Here is a 22,849-nt window from a genome sequence, read left to right as displayed (position 1 = left end):
CCCGCGCTTAGGCCGCGCGGGAGGTGTTTGCTGAGTGGTCGTTGGCTGCTTGCCGATGGCGACGGTTGGAATGCGGCTCGGCTGTTGAGCCAAACAGAAAGCCTGACAAGGCCTTGGTCAAACGGCGCAATTCGTAATGGCGTTCTGCGCGGGCACGAGCTTCGTAGTGATCTCCGGTATGCATCATTTGGGTCTCCTTCAAGTTTCTGGAAGGAGTTGTCTCATATTGCGCTTCTTCGAAGAATTGGGGTAGATTTGAAGATATCTTTCGAAAGTTTCGAATAATGCGTCTGGATGATTTGAAGTTCTTTGAACGGGTGGCCGCGCTCGGAAGCCTGTCCGCGGCAGGCCGGGAGTTTGGCTTGTCGCCGTCTGCCTCGAGCACCCGGCTCAGTAATCTTGAAAAAGAACTGGGCACGCAACTGGTGGTGCGGACCACACGGCGGACCGCTCTAACGGAAGCCGGCGAAGTGTTTTTGCGCCATGCCAGCGCAGCACTTCAGGAGATGAACCAGGCCAAGGCACAAATCAGCGCCGCAGAGGAAGCGCCTCGCGGCGTCCTGCGGATTTCATCCAATGTGTTTTTTGGCCGAAAGCACATCCTGCCGTATCTGGCTGAATTTAGGCAGCTTTACCCGGATTTGCGCCTTGAGATCGACATGACCGACCGTTTGGTTGATCTGGTCGGGGAGGGGTATGACATGGCTATCCGGGGGGCTCCTTTACCGGACAGCAGCCTGATGGCCCGCAAGCTTGGCGGCAATCCGAGGGTATTGTGCGCCAGTCCCGAGTATCTGGCGCGAAAAGGTTTTCCGGAAACTCCGGAAGATCTGCGCAATCACGACTGCATTGGGTTTGATCCAATGCGGGTCTGGTATTTCAACGGGCCGAATGGCGAGGTTGCGTTTCAGCCGACAGACGCGGTGGTGTCCGGCGATAGTGGTGACTTTGCTTATGATGCGGCAATTTATGGCCTGGGGCTGACGGTCAAATCCACGGCCCATGTCTGGGAGGATTTGCGCGACGGACGTCTCGTGGAGGTGATGACCGACTACCCGGTCGCCCGGACTGGCAATATCTATGCGGTCTATCCACCGGCCAAGTTTGTGCCGCCAAAGATATCTGCCTTTGTTGATTTCCTGATTTCCAAATACGGCCGGCCGCCCTATTGGGAGGAGGACTACCGGGAAGCGGCGGAGAAACAACAGGCCGCATTTGCGGCAAAAAGCGCTTGAAGACCTGGAAAACCGGTTCTCAACCTTTAAAAAAACTTCTAGAAGCTTGGCAACGGACACTGCGCAAGGATTGCGTTTTGGACCGCTTGCAAGATCGCCGCGCGGAGTTAGATGGGTTTTGTCCTCCGCATCTGGATGCTGAAAGAAAAACATGTCGATTGTCGATTCCGTCACCAAGTCAATGGTTCCAATCCACCGCGAAGGTTGGCCGTTTGTTGCCATTGCACTGGTCGCAACGCTGGTTGTCGGCTGGTTCATCGATCCGCTCTTCTGGATTGGCCTCTTTCTGACCGGTTGGGTGTGTTACTTTTTTCGTGATCCTCAGCGGGTAACACCCGTTGGCGATGGTTTGGTCATTTCCCCAGCCGATGGGGTTGTCAGCCATGTCGGTCCGGTGCGTCCGCCGGAAGAACTGCAGCTCGGCTCTGAACCGCTGGTGCGGGTTTCGATCTTCATGAATGTGTTTAACTGCCATGTGAACCGGGCACCGGTTGGCGGCAAGATCGTTCGTGTGGCTTACCGGGCAGGGAAATTCCTGAACGCAGAGCTGGATAAGGCCAGCGACGATAACGAACGCAATGGACTGGTGATCGACCACAATGGCACCCACATCGGTGTCGTCCAGATTGCTGGATTGGTCGCGCGCCGCATTATTTGTTTCGTCCGGGAAGGCGAGAATCTGTCAGCGGGAGACCGGTTTGGTCTGATCCGGTTCGGCTCCCGACTGGATGTTTATTTCCCGGCAGGCACCGTACCGAAAGTCGCGCTTGGTCAGACGATGATCGCAGGGGAGACGATCTTGGCGGACCTCACCCAACCGCAGGCACCGGCACAGCCCCTGACCCGGGTGAGCTGAGAAGAACCGTGAGCAGCGCCCCAAAAAACGCCGAAACCGATACCGCAACGCCACGCTTCCGGCGCGTGCCGCTCCGGCTGATTGTTCCGAACATGGTCACTTTGCTGGCCTTGTGTTCTGGCCTGACCGCAGTGCGGATGGCGTATGAAGGGCGCTGGGAATTCGCAGTTGGGGCCGTCATTTTAGCGGCTGTGCTGGACGGGCTCGACGGCCGGGTTGCGCGATTGATGAAAGGCACCTCAAAATTTGGTGCCGAACTGGATTCGCTGGCTGATTTTGTCAATTTCGGCGTTGTTCCGGCATTGATGCTGTACATCTGGATCTTGAAAGATGCGGGGTCGATCGGTTGGATCGCAGCGCTGATTTTTGCGATTTCCATGGCTTTGCGGCTTGCCCGGTTCAACGTTGCGCTGGAGGACCCGGACAAACCGGCCTGGGCGTCACGGTTCTTTACCGGCGTACCGGCTCCGGCCGGGGCGTTGACAGTGCTGCTGCCGCTCTATTTTGAGTTCCTGGGCCTGTTTCCGCACTGGTTTGCCGACAGCGCCGTTGTTGCGGTCTATACCATTGGGATCGCTTTTCTCCTGATTAGCCGGTTGCCGACTTTCTCCGGCAAGAATGTCGGTACTCGGGTGCGCCGGGACTATGTGCTGCCGCTCTTTGTATTCGCTGTCCTGTTTGTCGCGCTGACCGCCAGTTTTCCGTTCCGTATCCTTGCTGCCGGATCTGTGCTTTATCTCTTGAGCATTCCGTTTTCCTGGCGGGCCCATCGCAAGCTTGTCCAAACCGACCGCGGCCGGGTTGTCGATGGCGATGAAGATGAGTGCGACACCGATCTCGACAACATCGCTGACAGGGATAAAGATCACGGCGGTTAACGGTATTGGGGCTGACGTATTTGCAGGAGGATCTGGTGATTATCCGTCAAAGCACACCTGAGGACCTGGCTGCACTTGAGGCGATCTATCCTGCAGCATTTCCGGACGAAGACCTCTTACCATTGGTGCGGTCCCTGGAGACCAATGAACCCAGAGTGTTGTCCTTGGTTGCCGTGAATGATGGTGAAGTTCTCGGACATGCCGCCTTCACCTTCTGTACTGCGGGGCAATCGGAAACGCCGCTTGCCATGCTTGCGCCCTTGTGTGTGGCGCCCAATCATCACAAACAGGGACTTGGGTCAGCGCTTGTCAAAGAGGGATTTGACCGCCTGAAAGCCCAGTCTGTTGAGAAAGTTTTGGTGTTGGGGGATCCGGCCTATTACAGCCGCTTCGGATTTTCTCAGGAAAACGATATACAGACGCCCTATCCTTTGCCAGAGGAGTGGGCACAGGCGTGGCAGTCTGTATCCCTGGGGCCGGCGTTACGTGTTGCGTCCGGTTCGCTCAACCTTCCTCCAGTCTGGATGGATCCGGCGTTGTGGTCGGCGTAGGGGCGCACCTGCTGACCAGATGCTCTTCATAAAACATCAAAGACACGGCTCGCAAATCGGGTTTCTAGAGGCGGGAATCTGGTTCACTTAGGATTCCTCAATTCCAACGAGGAACCCAAAAAATGTTGCAAGATAAAACGATTTTGATCACCGGTGCCAGCAGCGGCATCGGTGCTGCTGCCGTCAAACTTTTTGCCGATGCCGGCGCCAATCTGGTGATCACTGCCCGGCGCAAAGACCGGCTTGAGGCCGTGAAGGCGGAGCTCAACGGTGCCCGGGACAGAGTCCTGATAGTCACTGGCGACGTCAATGATCCAGACAGCGCAAAAGCGGTCGTTGATGCGGCTCAAAACCATTTCGGCGGGTTGGATGGGGCGTTCAACAATGCCGGCATTTTAGGGGATCTGGGACCCGTGCCGGAAATGCGCCAAGAAGCTTGGAATACGGTTATTCAAACCAATCTTACCAGCTGCTTTCTTGCCGCCAAACACCAGATCCCAGCCCTGAAAAAGCAAGGCGGCGGCGCGATTGTTTTTACCTCCACCTTCGTCGGTCACACCGTCGGCATGCCCGGCATGGCAGCCTATGGCGCATCAAAAGCCGGACTGATCGGTTTGACGCAGTGCTTGGCGGCGGAATGTGGTCAGGACAACATCCGGGTCAATGCCTTGCTTCCTGGAGGCACAAAGACTGAAATGGCCGGCAACGATCCGGAGTTTCTGGAATTTGTCAAAGGGATGCACGCCTTGAAGCGGATGGCTGAACCCGAAGAGATTGCAAAAGCGGCCTTGTTTTTGTTGTCGGATGCCGGATCTTTTGTGACAGGCACGGCCATGCTGTGCGATGGCGGAAACTCGATTTCGAAAACCTAACTACCGCAAGCGGCCCGTCTTACGCGGGCCGTTTCCGGATGAATTTTTGCTCTGCGACTTCTTTGCCCCATTGATCGCCCAGGTACTCGTCTGCCAGGAAAAATCTATTTTTTTCATAAAGCGCTCGTGCTGCATCGAGACCTTTGAGGGTCCACAGATGGATCTCGTCAAATCCGAGACTGTCGCAGTGGTCCAGCGCCTTTTGAAGGAGAACCCGGCCCAATCCCTTGCCACGAAGTTTTTCCGATAGGATAAACCAGCGCAGATGCGCGATGTTGTTGCCGAGATCTTCGCCGTCAATCGTGATCGATCCAATCACTTCACCGCCCTCCAGCACACTCCAACTGTTGTTCATTGGGCGGTCAACACGCGGCATGAATTCTGCCATGGCTTGGGAAACAACGCTTTCAAACGCCGGCCCCATGCCGACGATCGCGCCATGTGTCCGCGCATGAAGGGCGGCGACATCGCCGATCATGCCGGTTTGATAGCCTTCCTCAATTTCAAACTCTGACTCAGCAGCTTTTGCCCCGTTGTATCGGTTACCGAGTGCATCAGCGTAGGTCGAAAGCGCGTTTGCAATCGTTGCCACGTCCAAGTTGGATATTTGGGCAAGGGCGGTCCGCGCCTGAGTGTCACCAAAACGGTTGATGGCGAACCAGGTCTCCTTGCCGGCCTCAGTTAAACTCAGTCCATAGGCGCGGCCGTCGGTTTGCGATTTGGTTTGGAGAATATCGCCGCGAGCCTCGAGCGACTTCAAAAGTCGGCTGACAGTGGACTTCTCCAGCTTCAAACGGGCAGTCAATTCCTTGGCCGTGATACCCGGTGTCAGGCCGATCTCCATAACGGCGTGGACACCGGAGCCGGAAAGGTTTGTGCCGGCAATGGTTTTATCCAGAAAACCGAATTCCCGGACAAGCTTTCTGGAGGAAGCGCGGATGTCTTCGACGAGGTGAGGGGCAAGAGCGGTCATTGTATCGCCTTAAATAGTTGTATTAAGCAACTATATAGGGGCACGTATCAGGCTTTGCAAGGGCAAACAAAAAGGCCGCCGGAATCCGGCGGCCTTTCTGCACTATGCGGCGTACTGGAGGTCTACTCTGCCGCGTGCGGTAGCTCTTCCTGCGGCGGAATTTTTGGCGGTGCTGGTTTTGGCATGGACACCACCTTGGCCGCCGGCCGTTTTTCTTCTTCCGGCAGGTCTTCAACGTCCTCATTGGCAGGCTCGATGGTTTCACCTTCCAGATCTGCATCTTCTGCGGTCTTTGCCGGTGTCCGTTTGAAGACAGAACCAAGGGACCGGAACCAATCCACGACAGACCAGAAGGTCCGTACCCACGTGCTCGGCAGCGCGATCATGACCGGGATCATGACGAGCGTCAGGACGGTCGAGAAGGCGAGGCCGGAGATGACCGCTGTCGACAGCTGGATCCACCAGATCGCCGTGATGCCGCCAACTGCGATCGTCTTGGTGAAGAAGTCGAAATTGACAGCGGTTGCCATTGGGATCAGGCCGACGATGGTTGTGACCGTTGTCAGCAAGATCGGACGCAGGCGCTGGCTGGACGTCTTCAAGATCGCATCAAGCGGCTCAAAACCGTCATGACGGAACCGGTTGTAGGTGTCGATCAGAACGATTGCGTTGTTCACCACGATCCCGGCCAATGCCACGACCCCGGTTCCCGTCATGATGATCGAGAACTTCTGGCCTGTCAGCAGCATGCCCAGCAGCACGCCCATCACCGACATGACCACCGTAGAGAGGGTCAGGAAGGTTTGGTAGAACGAGTTGAACTGGGTCAAAAGGATCAGGAACATCAGGAACAGCGATGCGACCATCGCCTTCATGAGGAACTCGCCCGATTCCTTTTGATCTTCATCGGCTCCGCGGAATTGCAGGAAGACATTGTCCGGGAAGGTCTGTGTGTCCAGCCAAGCCGTCAGCTCCTGCACCTTGGCATCAACGGTGATCGGTTTGCCCTCGGCGTCCACGGCTGCTTTGTCAACTGTTGCCTTCAGCATCATTGAATAGAGGCCATCGCGCCGGGTGATTGACGACACCTTCTGTTCCGGTGCCCGGTCAATGAAGTTGGCAATCGGCACCAGTCCAAGAGTGGTCTGCAGGCGCAGCTGGTCAAACCGGTCGAGTGTACGCTCTTTGGCTGGAAGACGGACACGGATGTCGACTTCATCTTCAGAGTCCGTCGGCCGGTATTTGCCGATCAGAACCCCGTTCGTGACGAGTTGCACCATGTTGCCAACCGAAGCGATGCCTGCCTGGTAGCGGCCTGCCTGTTCCCGGTCGATGGTGATCTGCCATTCAATGCCCGGAAGTGGCCGGCCATCTTCCTGATCTAGCAGGTGTTCCATCTCGTCCAGTTTGGCTCGAATGAAGGCAACCTGCTCCACCATGGTGTCATAATCGGTGGACTTGACCTCAAGCTGGATGTCCTTGCCGGTTGGCGGACCACCTTCGATCTTGCGGGTTTCCACCTTGATACCCGGAATATCGGCGGTCCGGTCCCGGATTTCGGCAAAAATATCGACGGCTTTCCGGCGGCAGCAGTATTTCGCCAGCTCCAGCGACATCTCACCGATCACGTCAGCCGGTTTGTCCTGAACGCCGCCGATGAATTGCGGGCCACTGCCCCCCCCTGGAGGAAAGGCGTTTGTGATGACATTTTGAATGCCCGCGGTTTGCAGAACTTCCGTTTCAACCTTCTTGACGATCTCAAGGGACTCAGCGGCTGACATATTGCCGCGCGCCGACACCATGACGACTGCCTGATCCGGCTCTTCATCAACGAAGAACTCAACGCCAGTCGGGTTGGAAGCAAACGTTGTGAAGATCAAGGCGCCGGCGCCCAAAATTACAACGATTGTAAGAATGTTGCCGATTGGGTTGCCGGCAAGCAGCTTCAGATGCCGGACATAGAGGCCGGTGAGGCCACGTACCGTCCCGGTGTCGAACCGGAGGGAATCGTCTGTTTCCTCTGCGGCGTCCGCCTCGATTTTTTTGACAAATCCCAGCTTCCGGCCAACCGCAGCAAAGACAGCTTCCAGAAGATGAACCAGAGGCGAAATCGTTTTGTAACCGGCCCAAATTGCAATGATCGCAAACCCAAACACGACGAGGTAGAAAACCGCGTCAAGCGCGATCGGGTTGGCCAGAACAGCCAATGGCTGGGCAAGGCCGGAAAGCGCGGTCATGACGGTTTCGATGGTGCCCGTAATGATGTCTGGACGATTGGTTGCGAGGAAGTAGGCGAAGTAAGCCGCGAACACGACAGCAACAGCTTCAAAGGCAAGCGACACGAAAGTCACCGGCCGGAACTGTTTTGACGGTTTCAGGTTTTCTTCTTCAAGCTGAAGGGCAGCTTTCTCACGGCGCTTTTGTACAAACGGACGCAGAATGCGGAACGACAGATAACCGACCACAACAAAAGTTGCCAGGGCGATCACAGGCGCAAACGGAGCTGCTGCAAGCTGTGCAGAAAAGTCGGGTGAGCCAGGCAGAACACCGGAGAATGCCAGTGCCATAACAGCGCCGATAACAGCAAACATAACCGCCAGAAGCCCGGCAGCATGCCGTTCGATCCAGTGGGTGAGAACGGCAAAGATGCCACCGGTGACCGGCAGGAACACCATTGCCGTTAACAACGCTGCGGTCAGGACGATGATGACCATGATCGGCAGGTAGCTCATGAACTCACCGGCAACACCTGGCCACAGCAGCATCGGCAGGAACGCGACAAGAGTTGTCGCTGTCGAGGAGACGATCGGCCAGAACATCAGCTTCGCGGCGCGGATGTAGGCTTCCCGGTCTTCCATGCCTTCATGAACTTTCCGGTCAGCGTATTCCACCATGACGATGGCGCCATCAACCAGCATCCCGACCGTCAGCACGAGGCCGAACATCACCATGATGTTGACCGTGTAGCCGAGCCCGGAAAGGATCAGGAAGCCGACCATGAAGGACGTCGGGATTGCAAGGCCGACAAGCAGGGCAGAGCGCAGGCCCAACGCCGCCAGAACCAGGATCATGACGAGGAAGATCGCCGTCATGATCGACGACTGAAGTGAGCCCAAAACCTCAAAAATGTTCGACGACATGTCGAGCATGTAGTCGACTTGAACCGTTTCCGGCCAATCTTTGGAGGCTTCATCCACAACAGCGCGGATGGCGATGTTGTTCTCGATGATGTTGGTGCCGATCCGCTTGGTGACATCCAGTGCAATTGCAGGTTTGCCATTCACGCGGGTGTAGGAATCGGCATCCTTGAACGTGCGGCGGATTTCCGCGACATCGCTCAAGGTAACCACGCCTTCGCCGGATTGTTTGATTGGGAGGGAATAAACATCCAGGGCTGTTTCAACGAGCCCAGGTACCTTGACATTGAAACGGCCTTGACCGCCATCAATGTAGCCCGCCGGAACGAGCTGGTTGTTTTGGGCGAGTGAAGTCAGCAGCTCTTGCTGCGTGATGGCATAAGATTCCAGTTTTTCGGAATCGATCAGCACTTCCAGAAGTTCTTCCCGGTGCCCCTTAAGGTCTGCAGACCGAACCGTGTCGATTGCCTCCACCTGATCCTTCAGGCGACGGGCATGCTGGTAAAGTGTGCGTTCTGGAACATTCCCGGACAGCGCAATCGTAATTGTCGGTACCAGCGCGAAGTTGGTTTCCGAAATCGTTGGCTCTTCAGCGTCTGCCGGAAGTTCGCCCTTGGCTGTATCCACTTTGTCCCGGACGTCGGCCATGGCCTCGTCCTTGTCAAAGGAGATATCAAACTCCAGAACGATCCCCGCGTGACCTTCAGAAGCGATCGCGGTAATTTCCTTCAGTCCATCTAGACCACGCAGCTCGGTTTCCATCGGACGGATAAGCAGGCGCTCGGCGTCCTCAGGTGAAATGCCTTGTTGAGAAATCGAAACGTAGAATACCGGGACATCAATGTCCGGGCTGTCTTCCTTGGGAATGTTGATATAGCTGAAGATGCCTGCAACAAGCAGCGCGATCATCAAGACAAAAACTGTTTTCGGGCGCCGGAGGACACCTTCGAGCATGTTTATCATTGAGTGACCTCCGCAGTCTTGATCACAGGTTCGACGACTTGGCCGTCAGCCACATATTCCTGACCCACCACAATCACGATCACTTCGTCCGGCAATCCGCCGACCCAGAGACCATCCTGTTCGCCGCCCAAGACTTTGACTGGGTAGAACATTGTCTTGTTCTCTTGATCCACTGCGCGGACGCCAACTTTGCCGTTGTCGTTCAACGTCAGGATCGCCGGAGAAATCTTGTGCGCCTTTTCGACCGGCAGCGGCAAACGGGTCACAGCCGTTACCCCGTCACGGGCCTTTCCTTCGGAATTCGGTATTTCCACTTCGACACGGAAGGTGCGCGTGTCCGGATTGGCTGCCGGCGCGATGTAACGGACGCGGCCCTCGAAAGTGTCGCCAGTAACCAATTCGACTTCGGCAGTCATGTTTTCCGAAATCTGACCAATGTTCAGTTCGCTGACCTCGCCGATCGCTATCATCGGATCAGAATTGACGACCGTTGCGCAGACACTGCCCTTATCGAGTTGGGCACCAATTTCGGCCATTGGGCTTTCAATGACGCCATTGATTGGAGAGCGGATGACTGTCCGCCGCAGTTCCCGTTCGGCTTCTTCCAACCGGGCATTTGCAGCGTCCAACTGAGCCTGTACGGTCATGACACGGGTTTCGGCGGTAAAGCCCTTGCTGCTCAGCTGTTTGGCAGCCTTTTGCAGCATTTCAGCTTCCGCGACAGCCGCTTTGGCTTCCAAAATCCGCGATTCTCGGGTGCCGCGGTCAAGGATACATAGGATGTCGCCAGCCGCAACGTAAGCGCCTTCGCGGGCAGGGCGGTCGATCACATCGTCTGTCACATGAGAACGGACGGCGACTTTGGCTTCTGCTTCAGTCCGGCCGCGCACTTCCAGTACGGCTTGCCGGTCCTGCGCAAACAGCTTGCGAACCTCGACACGGAACGTGCCTTCGGACTGTTCGGCCACACGAACGGCCGGGGCAGGGGTTGCGTTTTCGCCATCTCCAACGCCCCCAACCACGACAGATCCACCAGACATCCATATTCCGATGCCTGCGGCCAGTCCGGCTGCCAGGATATAGGAAAACTTGATAGGCATTCTAAGGTACTCCAAGTACAGGCTTACTCAGCGGCCGTCTGAACGGGTTCGGCTGCGTCTTCAGCAATTTTGATCAGGGCATTGCCATGCTCTTCGAGATAGCGAAGTGTGAAATTCATGCAGGCGATACCGTAGTCACGAGTCCAGTCGGACCCTGCATGTGAACATTCTGAGTCCGCTTCGCTGCACCCAGACAGCAACCGGAGCTCGTCCTCCACTTGTGCTTTGCGCCGGTCGAGTGCACGTCGCAGCACTTCCGGCGGCAACTTAGCGGCATTCAGGGCAATCAAAAGGAAAGGGGATTTGAAAGTGTCGGGAGCCTGAGGTTCGCACAAGGAGGTGATGAATTCTTGGCGTCCTGCCTCTGTGATGGAATAGACTTTTCGAGAGGGTTTGCCGGCCTGCGGTTCTTCGCGCACGGTCACCATGCCGTCGGCTTCGAGACGCGCCAGGGCCGGATAGATCGAGCCAAAGCTGGCGTCATCAAAATAGCTGAACCGGCCTTCGGTCGATTCTTTCCGGATTTCATAACCGGTCGCGTCGCCGAACGACAGAATAGCAAGGCATAGGCCACGAACGCTCATAATCAATTCCTCCGATATCCGGCGACGCTGGCAGAAGCAAAAACTGCCAGTTTGACGAGATTTATCCCTCGTAAAATTGCCATATGCCGGATCGATATATCGAGTAAATATATATCAGCCCGCTATTTCGCAAGGGCAACTGCGAAAAAAGCCGAGCGGACAGTTAACGAATTTCTGCCGGAAAACCGGGGACTGCGCAAAAATGGCAGGTTGAGACCCCAGAGAATGGCACTACTCTATTGACTGCAGGGTAATTTGGCGGAGGCTATGGCGATGTATAAACTCATAGGAAATCTTGGCAAGCGCCTTCTGCCTCGGGATCCGTTTTTCCGGCTGCTCGCCATAAATGGACTAGCTGGCCTTGGGATTTCCGGGCTGGTTCTTGGAGGGATTTTCTATTCCAATATTGGTAATCTGACAGTTCTGGTTCAGGGCGATGAGAGCCCGTTGGTGCCTATCCTTATGCTCGCGACCGGATTGGTGATCACACTTGGGTCTGTGGTTGTTGGCTCGGCAATCATGTTGTTGGGAGCAAATGGCGGGAACGGGAAACCAGGGTCAAAGTTACCTTCAATGTTTTCTCTTGAACCCGCTCCAGTACCTGTTCCAGTGAGGGCACAAAGCGCGCGCCATTCCCGCTTCTCGTCGCGTTAGAGGGGATCTAGACCTTTCTGATCGCCCAAGGGCGCAAAGGTCCGATAAGCGGCCTATTTGGCAAATCCATAGTGACCGATCGATATTTTGCCGGCCGGCACGCGTTCTGAAGACGGTTGCGCGAACAACGTCATCAGACATGCCGTTAGGATGAGCAGCAGCCCTAGGGACGAAAGTTTCATTTCGCCGCTCCGGTCGAACATGTGGAACTCCTCTTAGATTGATGCCTTTCTAACCTGCGCTCCCGTAAAACTACGGTAATTCTTCCAATAAAATTTTAGCGATCAGCATTTTTCACGAGTGAGTGGTGCCGATGTCGATAGTTTGTGTGGCTGTTGCCCGAACGGAATTAACCAAAACATTGAAAATACCACCGGGCAAACAAGAGTAGATATTGCAGTGCGCACCACTTCGGTTTACCTGTGATTGCAAGTTAACAAATCGTTAACCTATCGCAGGGGTTGCAGGTGGGATATTTTCTAAGAAATTTCCATATTATTGTTTTTGCATTCGTTTCTATGGCAGTAGCGGTTTGGGTTGGGAGCAACCCGGAGCGCACAGTCGCCCTGATGGAACCGGTCGTTGAAGACGCCGTTGAGCTTCAGGACATGGCTTCGGCCGTCTATAGAAGCGTAGAGTCCATCAACTGGCGAGCTTCAGCAGAAGAGGCGAAAACGCTTTATATCACCGCGTTGCGCATGCCGAGCATGATGCTCGAACGGCTGGAAGTCCGGCTGGGAGAGGTCAATGATAGATTGCAAGCGGCGGGTGCGGGGAGCACATCTGGACCGGAAAAGAAGTTAAACGGACAGCAAGTGCTTTCGATCCTGAAGGGTCTTCAATCTCCGCAAAGCATAGCGATCCATTAGAACAGACCCACTGGACAACATCGATGGTCCGCCGTTTTACGAGTGGCGGACGATATCATCTTCTTGAAGATAGGTGCCGGACTGAACTTCGATCATCCGCACCGGTATCCGTCCAGGATTGTGCAATGTGTGCTGCGCCCCAAGCGGCACATAGGCGGATTGGTTTTCGGTCAGAAGACTGACTTCATCATTGATCGTTATTTCCAAGGTTCCGGAAACAACAACCCAGTGTTCAGCCCGGTGCAGATGGCTTTGCAGACTGAGGCGTTTGCCGGGCTTGATCATCATGGATTGAACCGCAAATCGGTCGCCAGAGTTGATGCGTTCAGAATACCCCCAAGGCCTGTAGGAACGCGGGTGGCGTTCAGTTTCGCTGCGGCCTTCCGCCTCAAGTTGCTCTACAACCTTTTTCACGTCCTGCGCTTGGTCCTTGTGGGCAACCAGAACGCTGTCGGTGGTTGCGATCACCATGACGTTTTCCAGGCCGATGACAGACACCAGCCTTCGATCTGCATACGCCAAGCATTCCTTACAGTTTAGGAAACGGGCGTCACCTAGGGCGGAGTTGCCTTCCCTGTCTTTGTCCAGAACACTCCAGATTGCCGACCAGGAGCCAAGATCATCCCAGTCCGGGGCCATGGGAGCACAGACAACATTATTAGCTTTTTCCATGATCGCGTAATCGATCGAGATGCTCTCAAGCTGCGCAAATTTGTCTTCGTCCAGCCGGGTAAAATCCAGATCGCTGTGCCGTGTCGCCATGAGCGCTGAAATGTTTTCAAAAAGCGCTGGCTGGTGAAGCTTGAAAGCTTCGATCATCGTTTGGGCGGAAAACAGAAAAATCCCGGCGTTCCAGACATGGGCGCCCCCTTTTAAAAACTCTTGTGCTCTTGCAAGATCCGGCTTTTCCACAAAAGCGCTGACCTTGCGCACCGCCTCATCGCCAGGCTCCAATTGGATATAGCCATAACCGGTGTTGGGGGTGGTTGGCGTAATGCCGAAAGTCACAATCTGGCCGTTTTGGGCTGCGTCCTGTGCGTTGCCCACCGCACTCAAAAAGACTTCTTCTTTACCGATTAGATGATCAGAGGGCAGCAGAAGGATTAGGGCATCTGGATCCTTTTCAAAGGCAATCAAGGCCGCCATGAGGGCCGGAGGTGCGGTGTTGCGGCCGACTGGTTCCAGCAGGATCGTGTCGGCTTCGACACCGATTTCCGCCATTTGCTCGCCCATCAAAAATCGGTGTGTATTGCCTCCAATGATGATCGGATTGGCAAAGTCTTCGGCAGACACACGCTTGCAAGTTTTTTGAAACAGGCTTTCCCCGTCAAACAGCGGCAGGAATTGTTTGGGCCGGTCCTTTCGAGACAGGGGCCACAGACGGGAACCAATACCACCGGATAAGATACAGGGAAAAATCATGACGGGTTGTCCTGATGAAAGAAACGGCTGTTTCAGTATATAAGCGAACAGCTTACAGTGAAGTCTTAACGAGGGGACGGCAGGTTGCAACTTTCCGGCCGAATAGATACATATGTAATAATATTACATAGGTGGCTTCCGGTCACCCAAAAGGCGGTGATTGATGAATGACGTAGCCGACACGCTGGTGCAGCTCAAGCGCGCTGGTATTCGGAAGAGCAGTTCCTGGCTGGTCCGGGGCGTGGATTTGACTGTGTCCTCAGGCGAAATCGTGACGTTGATCGGGCCGAACGGCTCCGGCAAATCAACAACAGCAAAGATGGCACTCGGCATTCATAAGCCGACGGAGGGCACGGCCACCCGCCGCCGCGGGCTTGTGGTTGGCTACGTGCCGCAAAAACTTTCCATCGACTGGACTTTGCCTCTAACAGTGCGCCGGTTTATGCGCCTGACCAATCCGCTGACCGATTCGGAATGTCTCACAGCTCTTGAGAATACAGGTGCTGCCCGACTGCTCGATGAGGAGATGCGCACGTTGTCTGGTGGGGAGCTGCAACGGGTCATGTTGGCACGCGCCATCGCCAGGGCGCCCGATCTCTTGGTTCTGGATGAGCCCGTGCAGGGAGTCGATTATGCAGGCGAGATCGCCATTTACGACCTGATTTCAGAAATCAGAAAGACCCTTGGTTGCGGGATTCTGATGATCTCTCATGATCTTCATGTGGTCATGGCAGCCGCCGATCAGGTGATCTGCCTGAATGGTCATGTCTGCTGCCGCGGAACACCTTCAGACGTCAGCAAAGACCACAACTACCACCAGCTTTTTGGCACACGGGCAGGTGGTTCCATTGCAATGTATGAGCATCATCATGACCATGAACATTTGCCGGATGGCACGGTGCGCCATTCAGACGGAACGGTCTGCGATCATTGCCCAGGTGAGCACGGTTCTGAGGCGGCAGATGACACTGTGATTGCATCAGACAGCAAAACAGAAAGAACGGCTGCAGGTAGCCTGAGCAATGTTAGATGATTTTTTCACACGGGCTCTGATTGCAGGGGTTGGCGTGGCCGCGGTGGCAGGTCCGCTTGGCTGCTTTGTGGTTTGGCGGCGGATGTCTTATTTCGGGGATACTTTATCTCATGCGGCCCTGTTGGGGGTGGCTCTGGCATTGCTTTTGGATGTCAACACAACCCTAGCCGTGGCGGCGGTCTCCATTGTCTTGGCTTTAATGCTTTTGGCCTTAAGGCAGGGGGATACCTTGCCGTCTGACGCCCTACTTGGGTTGTTATCCCACTCTGCGCTGGCCATTGGCCTGGTTTGTCTTGCCTTTATGACCTGGGTTCGAGTTGATCTTTTGGGGTTATTGTTCGGCGATATCTTGTCGGTCACCCGGCTCGATATCGCGATGATATATGGTGGCGGAGCCGTGGTCTTGGCCGGATTGATCCTGATCTGGCGGAGTCTCTTTGCAGCAACTGTCAGTCCAGACCTGGCCGACGGGGAGGGGTTGCGCCCGGAACGCGCTGAACTCGTGTTCATGCTTCTGACCGCTATTGTCATTGCCATCGCTTTGAAGATTATTGGGGCATTGTTGATCACCGCTCTATTGATCCTGCCGGCTGCAGCTGCGCGCCGCTGGGCAGGTTCGCCTGAACAAATGGCGCTGCTTGCCGGTCTTGCAGGGGTGATCGCCGTTGTAGTCGGGTTGTATGGCTCGCTTCACTATGACACGCCATCCGGACCGTCGATTGTGGTTGCAGCTATGCTGCTTTTTGTGCTCAGCCTGGTCCCGATTCGGCAACTGATACAAAAACTGACAGCAGGAAACCGGGGAGAAACCTGAACATGGCGCATGCCCATCCTGATTTGACAAAAAACCAGGCGCTCGTGTTCGGCAGATTATCGGACGCAAGTGGTCCGCTGACCGCCTATGCGATTTTGGATGAATTGCGCGACAATGGGTTCCGGGCGCCGCTTCAAGTCTACCGGGCTCTGGATAAATTGGTCGATTACGGCCTCGTACACCGGTTGGAAAGCTTGAATGCCTTTGTGGCGTGCCGGCACAAGGGGTGTTCGGACCACAAGACCGCTGCTTTTGCGATTTGTGACCTTTGCGGCAACGTTCTGGAGTTTGCGCCCGATCAGGCCATGGAGCATCTTCTTAGCTGGACGGAGAGTCAGGAGTTTCAGTTGTCACGCACCACGATCGAATTGCGCGGCACTTGCAGCTATTGTTCAGCTTCTGACAAAGCGGCCAGTTAGGGTTCAGACCCATAAATGAGATTGAACTCTAAGCCGGAAATACAGGTGTAATCAGTGCGACCAAAACAGCGACCGTGACAGGGATTCGGAGCGCCGGATACCATCTGGGGGCGAGATGCCGGTTCGTTCTCCATAAATCATATGCAAGGCATCCGCAGAAACAGGCGGAAAGCGCAAGCGCAGGATAGACCCCTGGGAGCAAGAGGGCGAACCAGCCAAAGACTGATGGCAGGACGCCGATAATAAGCCGGGTTGAAGAGACTGGCCTGGTTTGCACATAGGCGACGGCCAACTCCCAGCCCCAATAAATACCGCCAAGAAATGATAATATCACAGCCCCATATAACTGCTGCGCATGGAGTGCGGATTGCTGGCTGTCCGGTGGCAGAAATACAGCCCCCAAAGCAAGTGCGGCGAACGGAACAAGGCCTAATCCAGTCAGAAAACCGACCGTAAATGGTATCCTATCGGGATAGATGATCTGTTCAGAGGTAAGGTTTAGGTTTTTTGGCATAATTACACCTTTTCGGCGAAGCCGAATGGTTGAACCGTTATGCCCACAACACGGAAATGTTGGCGCTATTATGCCGGGTGGGATCCGTAGGTGCAAACGCCAATTCGCGTTTTGGTTGTTACGTGCTTCAAAGGGCCCAAGCGGATGCTTGGTTTCCATCGCTCTGATGATCGCAGTCTTTGCCTCGTGGAATTTACCTGGATTGATAGAAACACCCTCAGTGGTGTCTAATTGAACAGCAAGATTTCGGGTTGCACCGGAGAAGGCTCAATGGTGGAAGAGGTGGGAATTGGCATCTTGGGGTGTGGCAAAACCTCCAAACCATATTTTGATCTGATTCCAGCGTTTCAAGGGCTGAAAATACGGGCCTGCGCCGATCTGAACCGGGATGCCGCACAAGTCCGCGCTTCAGAAAACGGCATCCGTCTGGAGACGGTGCACGATCTCTTGATGGCTGAGGACGTAGATCTGATTGTCAATCTGACCACTCCTGATGCACATGGCATGGTCATTCGCGAAATACTCACACACGGTAAACACGTCTATTCCGAAAAACCTCTTGTGCCGACATTGAGCGAAGGCGAAGCGGTGATGGATCTTGCGCGCCAACAGAACCTTCAGGTGGGCTGTGCACCCGACACCTTTATGGGCGGGGCCTGGCAATCGGCACGAAAGGCCATCGACGATGGTTTGATTGGTCAAGTCATCGGAGGCACATGCCACGCGATGACGGGTGGTATCGAGACCTGGCACCCAAGCCCGGAGACTTTCTACAAAGCTGGCGGCGGCCCTGTTTTGGATTTTGGCCCATATTATCTTGCCGCTCTTGTCAATCTGATCGGCCCGGTCCGAAGGGTATGCGCCATGCACAGCATGCCGCAGACTTCGCGAAAAATCGGGTTCGGTTCGCGCAAAGGTACATCGATTGATGTTGAAGTGCCGACCACTGTCCATGCTTCGATGATGTTTGAAACTGGAGCATTGATATCGTTCCTGGCCAGTTGGGATGTTGAAGCCCACGCCCACACGCCAATTGAACTTTATGGAACTGAAGGTACGCTTTTTCTGCCAGATCCGGTTTTCTTCGGAGGTGATGTTGTATGCGTGACCAAGAGTGGTGAGCGCAAAGTCCTCGATACAGAAAGTCACCCGTTCAGCCGTCCCAACCTCACCAGCCGTGGCCGTGAACGGGCAAGCTATCGTGCCGCAGGTTTGGCGGATATGGTGAGCGCGCTGCAAATCGGCGGAGAATTTCGCTGCACCATAGAGCGGGCGTTACATTCGGTTGAAGTGATTGAAGCAATCCGTAATGCAGGTGCGACCGGTCAGACCGTAGATATTACGCATTCTGCGACCCGCCCGGCGCCACTGTCCGCCGTCGAAGCCGAAGACCTGATGCGGTAATACAACTCTCTAAAATGCAATGGGAATTCCAGTTGCAGGTCCGTTAGGCCGCTTTTATGGTCCTCGCGTGGACTGGCGCGAACAATTTCCGGTCCATCGCACGAGCATTGAGGGAGATCGGGCATGCTGCTGTTGATTGCCGGACTGATTCTGTTTTTAGGATGCCATTTTCTGCCGGTGTTTCCAGCTAGAAAGGCCGCATTGGAAGATAAACTCGGACCGAATGGATACCGCGGCTTATTTTCGCTTATTTCTGCGATTGGTTTTGGTCTGATCATCTATGGCTATGGTGCCGCCCGGGCCGAAGGACCTTTCATTGTTTACGATCCGCCGTTCTGGCTGCGCCACGTCACCATGCTATTCATGGTGCCAGTGTTCATTTTTCTAGTGGCTGCCTATGTTCCCTGCCGGATAAAAAATGCACTGAAGCATCCGATGCTGGTTGCTGTGAAACTCTGGGCATTCTCGCATTTGCTGGCCAATGGCGATCTGGCGTCTGTTTTATTGTTTGGCAGTTTTTTGGTCTGGGCCGTCGTCGACCGAATCTCGGTCAAGCGTAGAGCGCCTAGCGGTGCCGCTGAGGCGGTAGCTCAGCCCGGCCGGTACTCCGATATCGGCGTCATTCTTGCTGGGTTGGTGATCTATGGTCTGTTCTCTTGGAAACTTCATGTGCTTTTAATTGGTGTTCCGGTGGGGTAAAGCGCTCTGAGGCGCTTTCGGCCCACAGCGAACTTCGCAAAAAACACCTTTTTGTGGGCAGTTGCCCCACTTGCGCCACGAAGGGCAGCTTAAAGCCCGGTCGGGGAATTGCCCGAGCCGGATCAAATGGATAATGTGCGCTCCTTGGTGAGGTAGCCAATCCGGAGAACCGGACCGGCGCAGTAGAGTGAATGCAGGAACAAGACACGCATGTCTGATATTTTTCGTGAGGTCGATGAGGACATCCGCCATGAGAAGTACCGTCGGCTATGGACCCGTTTCGGGGCCTGGATCATCGGCGTTGCTGTCCTGATTGTAGTTGGCACGGGCGGATACCGCGGCTGGCTCTACTGGCAGGAAACTCAGTCGCAAACCGCAGGCGATACTTTTTTAGAAGCAGTCAGCTTGTCAGAAGCAGGGCAATACACGGAAGCAGCCGCGCTCTATGGCGAGCTGGATGGAGCCATCGGTGGATATCCGGCACTGGCACAAATGCGCCGGGCATCCGATCTGGCAAACTCCGGCGATGCGTCGGCAGCGCTGGCGGAGTTCGATGCGTTGGCACGCGATAACAGCCTAGCACCATCCCTGCGGGATATCGCATCCTTGCGCGGTGCCTATATCGCGGTGGATCTGGAAGACTATACCGCGATTGCCGACCGGATCGAGGGCTTGACCGGTGACACCGGCGCGTTCCGCGCGGCGGCCCGCGAGCTGCTTGCTGTGAGCGCTTGGAAAAGCGGTGATGCCGAGACAGCGCTTAAATGGATTTCCGCATTGGAAGATGACACCGAAACCCCACAGGGCATCAGCCAGCGTGTAACGCTTTTGGCGAGCCTTATCCGGGGACAAACCGGCGCACAATCTGAGGCGGGTGAGGGTACTTCGCAGTGATTGATATGATCAAACAATCGGTCAAGGGCCCCGTTCTTGGGACCCTGGCGCTGTCGGTGTTTCTGACCGGTTGCGGCGCAGTCAGCGAATTCAGCGGCTCGATCAATCCCTTTAGCCGGGAGAAAATCCTCCCTGGCGAACGCCAAGCGGTGTTTGATGGTGTTGACCCGGCAGCCCAAACACTGGGCAAGGCTGCGAAGATTGGCCCGGCAAGTGGTGGTCAAACTTGGACAAGTGCCGGTGGCGGGCAAACCAATGACCCGGGCAATGTGGCGGTGTCTGTCTCCGGCAGCCGGGCCTGGCAGGCCAATGTCGGAACATCCGGCCGTGGATTGACGTCCTCCGCATTGCGGATTTCATCACGCCCGGTCAGTGATGGCAGCCGGATTTATGTTTATAAGCCCAACGGTGAAGTCGTCGCTTTGTCGACGGCAGGTGGCCGCCAGTGGACGCAGAATTTGCGTCCGGAAGGCGAGCGTGATGTTGGGCCAGGTGGCGGCGTGGTTGTCGATGGCGGTGTTGTTTACGCAGCCACCGGTTATCGCCAGGTTGCTGCTCTGGAGGCCGGGTCCGGCCGGGTGATTTGGACCGCTGAAATGGACACCCCCGCGCGGGGCGCACCGTCGGCCGGAAATGGGCACGTCTTTGTTGTGAGCCAATCCAACGAAGTTTATGCATTTTCTCAGGAAGATGGCAGCGTGGCCTGGACTTTTGCCGGGATCGAGGAAACTGCGGGAGTTCTATCCGCTGCCAATCCGGCAATTTCTGGTGGCCGTGTGATCGTGCCTTTCTCCTCTGGAGAAATCATGGCGATCAACATCAAGTCGGGTGAGCCAGAGTGGATTGATGGGGTGGCCCGTGGTTTCCGGACACTTGCTCTGTCCGGATTGGCTGATGTGTCGGCAAGTCCGGTTGTTTCAGGAAAACTGGTCTATGCAACCGGCGTGGCTGGCAGAACGGTTGCCGTAGATGCACGTACCGGCCAGCGCCGCTGGGATCAAAATCTTGGCAGTGTGCATACGCCAGTTGTGTCGGGCAACGCACTTTTCATGGTTGATCTGGACGACCGGATGGTCGCTTTGGACAAGGACAGCGGCGAGACCATGTGGGCGACGCAATTGCCCAAGCCGGAAAAGAAAAAGCGCCGCCGCAATTGGGCAGGACCGGTACTGGCAAATGGTGCGCTGGTTGCCTTTGCCAGCGATGGTCAGATTGCCATGGTGGATGCAGCGTCCGGTCAGATCATGACCACCCAACGGACCAATACGGATGTGTTCGTCACACCGATTGCTGCCGGTGGGCGTGTTGTTGTGCTGACCGGTAAAGACGGTGTGGCCGCTTTCAACTAGATCACGGGCGCTTGGCTCCAATGGCCAGGCATTTAAAAGCTGATCTATCTAGTGTATCTGAGCACCTTATCCTTGTCCGGACGGGCAGGGGTAAGGTGTTCTGAGTTTTGTTCAAAGGCCGGACTTACGAAATGTCCGCCTGTCAGGAGTAACTGCCGTGGGCGCTACTGTCGCCATCGTCGGACGGCCGAATGTCGGTAAGTCCACTTTGTTCAATCGCCTTGTCGGCAAACGCCTGGCGCTGGTTGACGACACACCGGGTGTAACGCGTGACCGCCGTCCGGGCGAGGCCAGGTTGGGCGATCTGCGCTTTACCATCATCGACACCGCCGGTCTGGAAGATGCGGACAAAACTTCGCTGGAAGGTCGCATGCGCCGCCAGACAGAAGAGGCCATTGAAACAGCCGATGCGGTTCTGTTTGTGATTGATGCGCGTGCGGGTGTGACACCGCTGGATGCGCATTTCGCCGATGTTGCCCGCAAGACCACCCGTCCGGTGATCCTTCTGGCCAACAAGGCTGAGGGGCGCGCTGGTGAAAGTGGCCTTTATGAATCTTATTCCCTTGGCCTTGGAGAGCCGATCGCAATTTCTGCCGAACACGGCGAGGGCCTGGCCGATCTCTATGATGCGCTGAAGCCGCATGTTGACCGGGTCACGGAAGAAGAAGACGCCCGCCGTGAGGAAGCCGTCACCAACGTTGACGTTGATGAAGACGGTGAAATCGTCGATGACGAAGATCCGGTCGGAACAAAAGAACGGCCTCTCCGTGTTGCCATTGTGGGCCGGCCAAATGCCGGTAAATCCACTTTGATCAACCGGATGCTGGGCGAGGACCGGATGCTGACCGGACCGGAAGCCGGCATTACCCGGGATTCCATTTCCGTCGATTGGACCTGGCACGACCGGCACATCAAACTGTTTGATACCGCTGGCATCCGGAAGAAGGCACGGGTCCAGGAGAAGCTGGAAAAACTCTCTGTCGCTGACGCCCTACGGGCGATCAAGTTTGCCGAGGTTGTCGTCGTCACGCTGGATGCGACCATGTCGTTTGAAAAACAGGATCTGCAGATCATCGACCTTGTGGCCCGCGAAGGCCGGGCGCTGGTGATCGCGATCAACAAATGGGATCTCATTGAGGACCGGGAAGCGGCCTGGAAAAAAATCAGGGATGCCAACGAGCGTTATTTCAATCAGATCCGTGGTGTTCGCATTGTGACACTCTCAGGTATTCAGGGGCAGGGGATCGACAAGCTGGTTGAAGGTGTTTTTGCCGCCTATGACGCCTGGAATGCCCGTGTTTCGACCGCCGGCCTCAACCGCTGGCTTGAGCGGGCAACCACCAGCCACCCGCCGCCCGCCGTTGCCGGCCGCAGGGTACGCATCCGTTACATGACGCAGCCCAAAACCAGGCCGCCGCATTTTGTGGCCTTTAGCTCGCGGCCCGAGCAGTTGCCGGAAAGCTATACGCGGTATCTCGTTAATTCCTTGCGTGAGAAGTTCGACATACAGGGAACGCCGATCCGGCTGTCCTACCGCAAGGGTGACAATCCCTACGCACCGAAGAAAAAACGGAAAATTCAATAACCCGCACAGTGTTTGCTGTGATTTCTAGTCCCGGCGCTCTCTGC

At 55.5% G+C, this 22,849-nt stretch carries 23 protein-coding genes; 15 read left to right on the top strand and 8 right to left on the bottom strand.

Translation table 11 applies throughout. The annotated features are described in order from the left end of the window. Nucleotides 1-7: 7 nt before the first annotated feature. Nucleotides 8-187 (bottom strand): hypothetical protein, encoded by a 180-nt coding sequence (locus FJ695_RS20665; RefSeq protein ID WP_141187198.1) that lies wholly within the window; start codon nt 185-187, stop codon nt 8-10. 97 nt (nt 188-284) lie between these two features. On the opposite strand from FJ695_RS20665, the gene FJ695_RS20660 reads away from it, so the two are divergent. From FJ695_RS20660 to FJ695_RS20640, 5 genes are all read left to right on the top strand, one after another. Continuing rightward, a complete protein-coding gene (locus FJ695_RS20660) occupies nt 285-1,235 on the top strand; it encodes a LysR family transcriptional regulator (protein WP_141187197.1) in 951 nt (316 codons plus the stop codon). A 151-nt stretch (nt 1,236-1,386) separates the two neighbouring features. Beyond that, nucleotides 1,387-2,091, top strand: coding sequence for a phosphatidylserine decarboxylase (locus FJ695_RS20655; RefSeq protein WP_141187196.1), 705 nt, complete (start codon nt 1,387-1,389; stop codon nt 2,089-2,091). Nucleotides 2,092-2,156: 65 nt separating this feature from the next. Further along, nucleotides 2,157-2,969, top strand: a complete 813-nt coding sequence (locus FJ695_RS20650) for a phosphatidylcholine/phosphatidylserine synthase (RefSeq protein WP_141188848.1) — start codon at nt 2,157-2,159, stop codon at nt 2,967-2,969. Between the two features lie 35 nt (nt 2,970-3,004). Then, nucleotides 3,005-3,520 carry a GNAT family N-acetyltransferase gene (locus FJ695_RS20645; RefSeq protein ID WP_168206443.1) on the top strand — a complete coding sequence of 172 codons (516 nt, stop codon included), beginning with the start codon at nt 3,005-3,007 and terminating at the stop codon, nt 3,518-3,520. A gap of 122 nt (nt 3,521-3,642) precedes the next feature. Next, on the top strand, nt 3,643-4,392 hold the full coding sequence (locus FJ695_RS20640) for an SDR family oxidoreductase (protein WP_141187194.1): 750 nt from the start codon (nt 3,643-3,645) through the stop codon (nt 4,390-4,392). A 19-nt stretch (nt 4,393-4,411) separates the two neighbouring features. Here the strand turns inward: FJ695_RS20640 and FJ695_RS20635 are convergent, their stop codons facing one another. From FJ695_RS20635 to FJ695_RS20620, 4 genes are all read right to left on the bottom strand, one after another. Further along, the gene (locus tag FJ695_RS20635; RefSeq protein ID WP_141187193.1) at nt 4,412-5,365 is read right to left on the bottom strand and encodes a helix-turn-helix domain-containing GNAT family N-acetyltransferase; all 954 of its coding nucleotides are present in this window, start codon (nt 5,363-5,365) and stop codon (nt 4,412-4,414) included. Between the two features lie 122 nt (nt 5,366-5,487). Further along, the gene (locus FJ695_RS20630; RefSeq protein WP_141187192.1) at nt 5,488-9,465 is read right to left on the bottom strand and encodes an efflux RND transporter permease subunit; all 3,978 of its coding nucleotides are present in this window, start codon (nt 9,463-9,465) and stop codon (nt 5,488-5,490) included. Continuing rightward, entirely contained in the window at nt 9,462-10,565 is a 1,104-nt protein-coding gene (locus FJ695_RS20625) for an efflux RND transporter periplasmic adaptor subunit (RefSeq protein ID WP_141187191.1), read from the bottom strand. Before FJ695_RS20625 ends, FJ695_RS20630 begins: the two co-directional genes overlap by 4 nt. A 23-nt stretch (nt 10,566-10,588) precedes the next feature. Next, nucleotides 10,589-11,149, bottom strand: a complete 561-nt coding sequence (locus tag FJ695_RS20620) for a PadR family transcriptional regulator (protein WP_141187190.1) — start codon at nt 11,147-11,149, stop codon at nt 10,589-10,591. A gap of 273 nt (nt 11,150-11,422) precedes the next feature. On the opposite strand from FJ695_RS20620, the gene FJ695_RS20615 reads away from it, so the two are divergent. Further along, nucleotides 11,423-11,803 (top strand): hypothetical protein, encoded by a 381-nt coding sequence (locus FJ695_RS20615; RefSeq protein ID WP_141187189.1) that lies wholly within the window; start codon nt 11,423-11,425, stop codon nt 11,801-11,803. Between the two features lie 53 nt (nt 11,804-11,856). Here the strand turns inward: FJ695_RS20615 and FJ695_RS28070 are convergent, their stop codons facing one another. Next, on the bottom strand, nt 11,857-12,006 hold the full coding sequence (locus tag FJ695_RS28070; protein ID WP_168206442.1) for a hypothetical protein: 150 nt from the start codon (nt 12,004-12,006) through the stop codon (nt 11,857-11,859). 315 nt (nt 12,007-12,321) lie between these two features. Between FJ695_RS28070 and FJ695_RS20610 the strand changes: the two genes are divergently transcribed. Next, entirely contained in the window at nt 12,322-12,672 is a 351-nt protein-coding gene (locus FJ695_RS20610) for a hypothetical protein (RefSeq protein WP_141187188.1), read from the top strand. 36 nt (nt 12,673-12,708) lie between these two features. Here FJ695_RS20610 and FJ695_RS20605 read toward each other — a convergent pair whose 3' ends face one another. Further along, nucleotides 12,709-14,094, bottom strand: coding sequence for a mannose-1-phosphate guanylyltransferase/mannose-6-phosphate isomerase (locus FJ695_RS20605; protein WP_141187187.1), 1,386 nt, complete (start codon nt 14,092-14,094; stop codon nt 12,709-12,711). A 163-nt stretch (nt 14,095-14,257) separates the two neighbouring features. Between FJ695_RS20605 and FJ695_RS20600 the strand changes: the two genes are divergently transcribed. Genes FJ695_RS20600 through FJ695_RS20590 form a run of 3 tightly spaced genes read left to right on the top strand, consistent with a single transcriptional unit; the run spans nt 14,258 to nt 16,360 of the window. Further along, on the top strand, nt 14,258-15,127 hold the full coding sequence (locus FJ695_RS20600) for a metal ABC transporter ATP-binding protein (protein ID WP_141187186.1): 870 nt from the start codon (nt 14,258-14,260) through the stop codon (nt 15,125-15,127). After that, nucleotides 15,117-15,941, top strand: coding sequence for a metal ABC transporter permease (locus FJ695_RS20595; protein ID WP_141187185.1), 825 nt, complete (start codon nt 15,117-15,119; stop codon nt 15,939-15,941). The genes FJ695_RS20600 and FJ695_RS20595 overlap by 11 nt, the downstream gene beginning before the upstream one ends. Before the next feature lie 2 nt (nt 15,942-15,943). After that, nucleotides 15,944-16,360, top strand: a complete 417-nt coding sequence (locus FJ695_RS20590) for a Fur family transcriptional regulator (RefSeq protein WP_141187184.1) — start codon at nt 15,944-15,946, stop codon at nt 16,358-16,360. 28 nt (nt 16,361-16,388) lie between these two features. Here the strand turns inward: FJ695_RS20590 and FJ695_RS28510 are convergent, their stop codons facing one another. Further along, nucleotides 16,389-16,874 (bottom strand): DUF3429 domain-containing protein, encoded by a 486-nt coding sequence (locus FJ695_RS28510; protein WP_168206441.1) that lies wholly within the window; start codon nt 16,872-16,874, stop codon nt 16,389-16,391. A 270-nt stretch (nt 16,875-17,144) separates the two neighbouring features. Here FJ695_RS28510 and FJ695_RS20580 point away from each other — a divergent pair, with 270 nt between their 5' ends. The 5 genes from FJ695_RS20580 (at nt 17,145) to der (ending at nt 22,805) form a co-directional block, all read left to right on the top strand. Then, nucleotides 17,145-18,278 (top strand): Gfo/Idh/MocA family protein, encoded by a 1,134-nt coding sequence (locus FJ695_RS20580; protein WP_141187182.1) that lies wholly within the window; start codon nt 17,145-17,147, stop codon nt 18,276-18,278. 123 nt (nt 18,279-18,401) lie between these two features. After that, the gene (locus tag FJ695_RS20575; protein ID WP_141187181.1) at nt 18,402-18,977 is read left to right on the top strand and encodes an NnrU family protein; all 576 of its coding nucleotides are present in this window, start codon (nt 18,402-18,404) and stop codon (nt 18,975-18,977) included. Nucleotides 18,978-19,187: 210 nt separating this feature from the next. Continuing rightward, nucleotides 19,188-19,871, top strand: coding sequence for a tetratricopeptide repeat protein (locus FJ695_RS20570; protein WP_141187180.1), 684 nt, complete (start codon nt 19,188-19,190; stop codon nt 19,869-19,871). 5 nt (nt 19,872-19,876) lie between these two features. After that, complete coding sequence (locus FJ695_RS20565; RefSeq protein ID WP_141188847.1) at nt 19,877-21,220, top strand: PQQ-binding-like beta-propeller repeat protein; 1,344 nt, start codon at nt 19,877-19,879, stop codon at nt 21,218-21,220. A 157-nt stretch (nt 21,221-21,377) separates the two neighbouring features. Further along, nucleotides 21,378-22,805, top strand: a complete 1,428-nt coding sequence (gene der, locus FJ695_RS20560) for a ribosome biogenesis GTPase Der (RefSeq protein WP_141187179.1) — start codon at nt 21,378-21,380, stop codon at nt 22,803-22,805. The last annotated feature ends 44 nt before the right edge of the window (nt 22,806-22,849 follow it).

Origin of the sequence: Labrenzia sp. PHM005 (assembly GCF_006517275.1) — a bacterium.
Classification (GTDB): Bacteria; Pseudomonadota; Alphaproteobacteria; order Rhizobiales; family Stappiaceae; genus Roseibium.
This window is presented reverse-complemented; position numbering and strand designations above follow the sequence as displayed.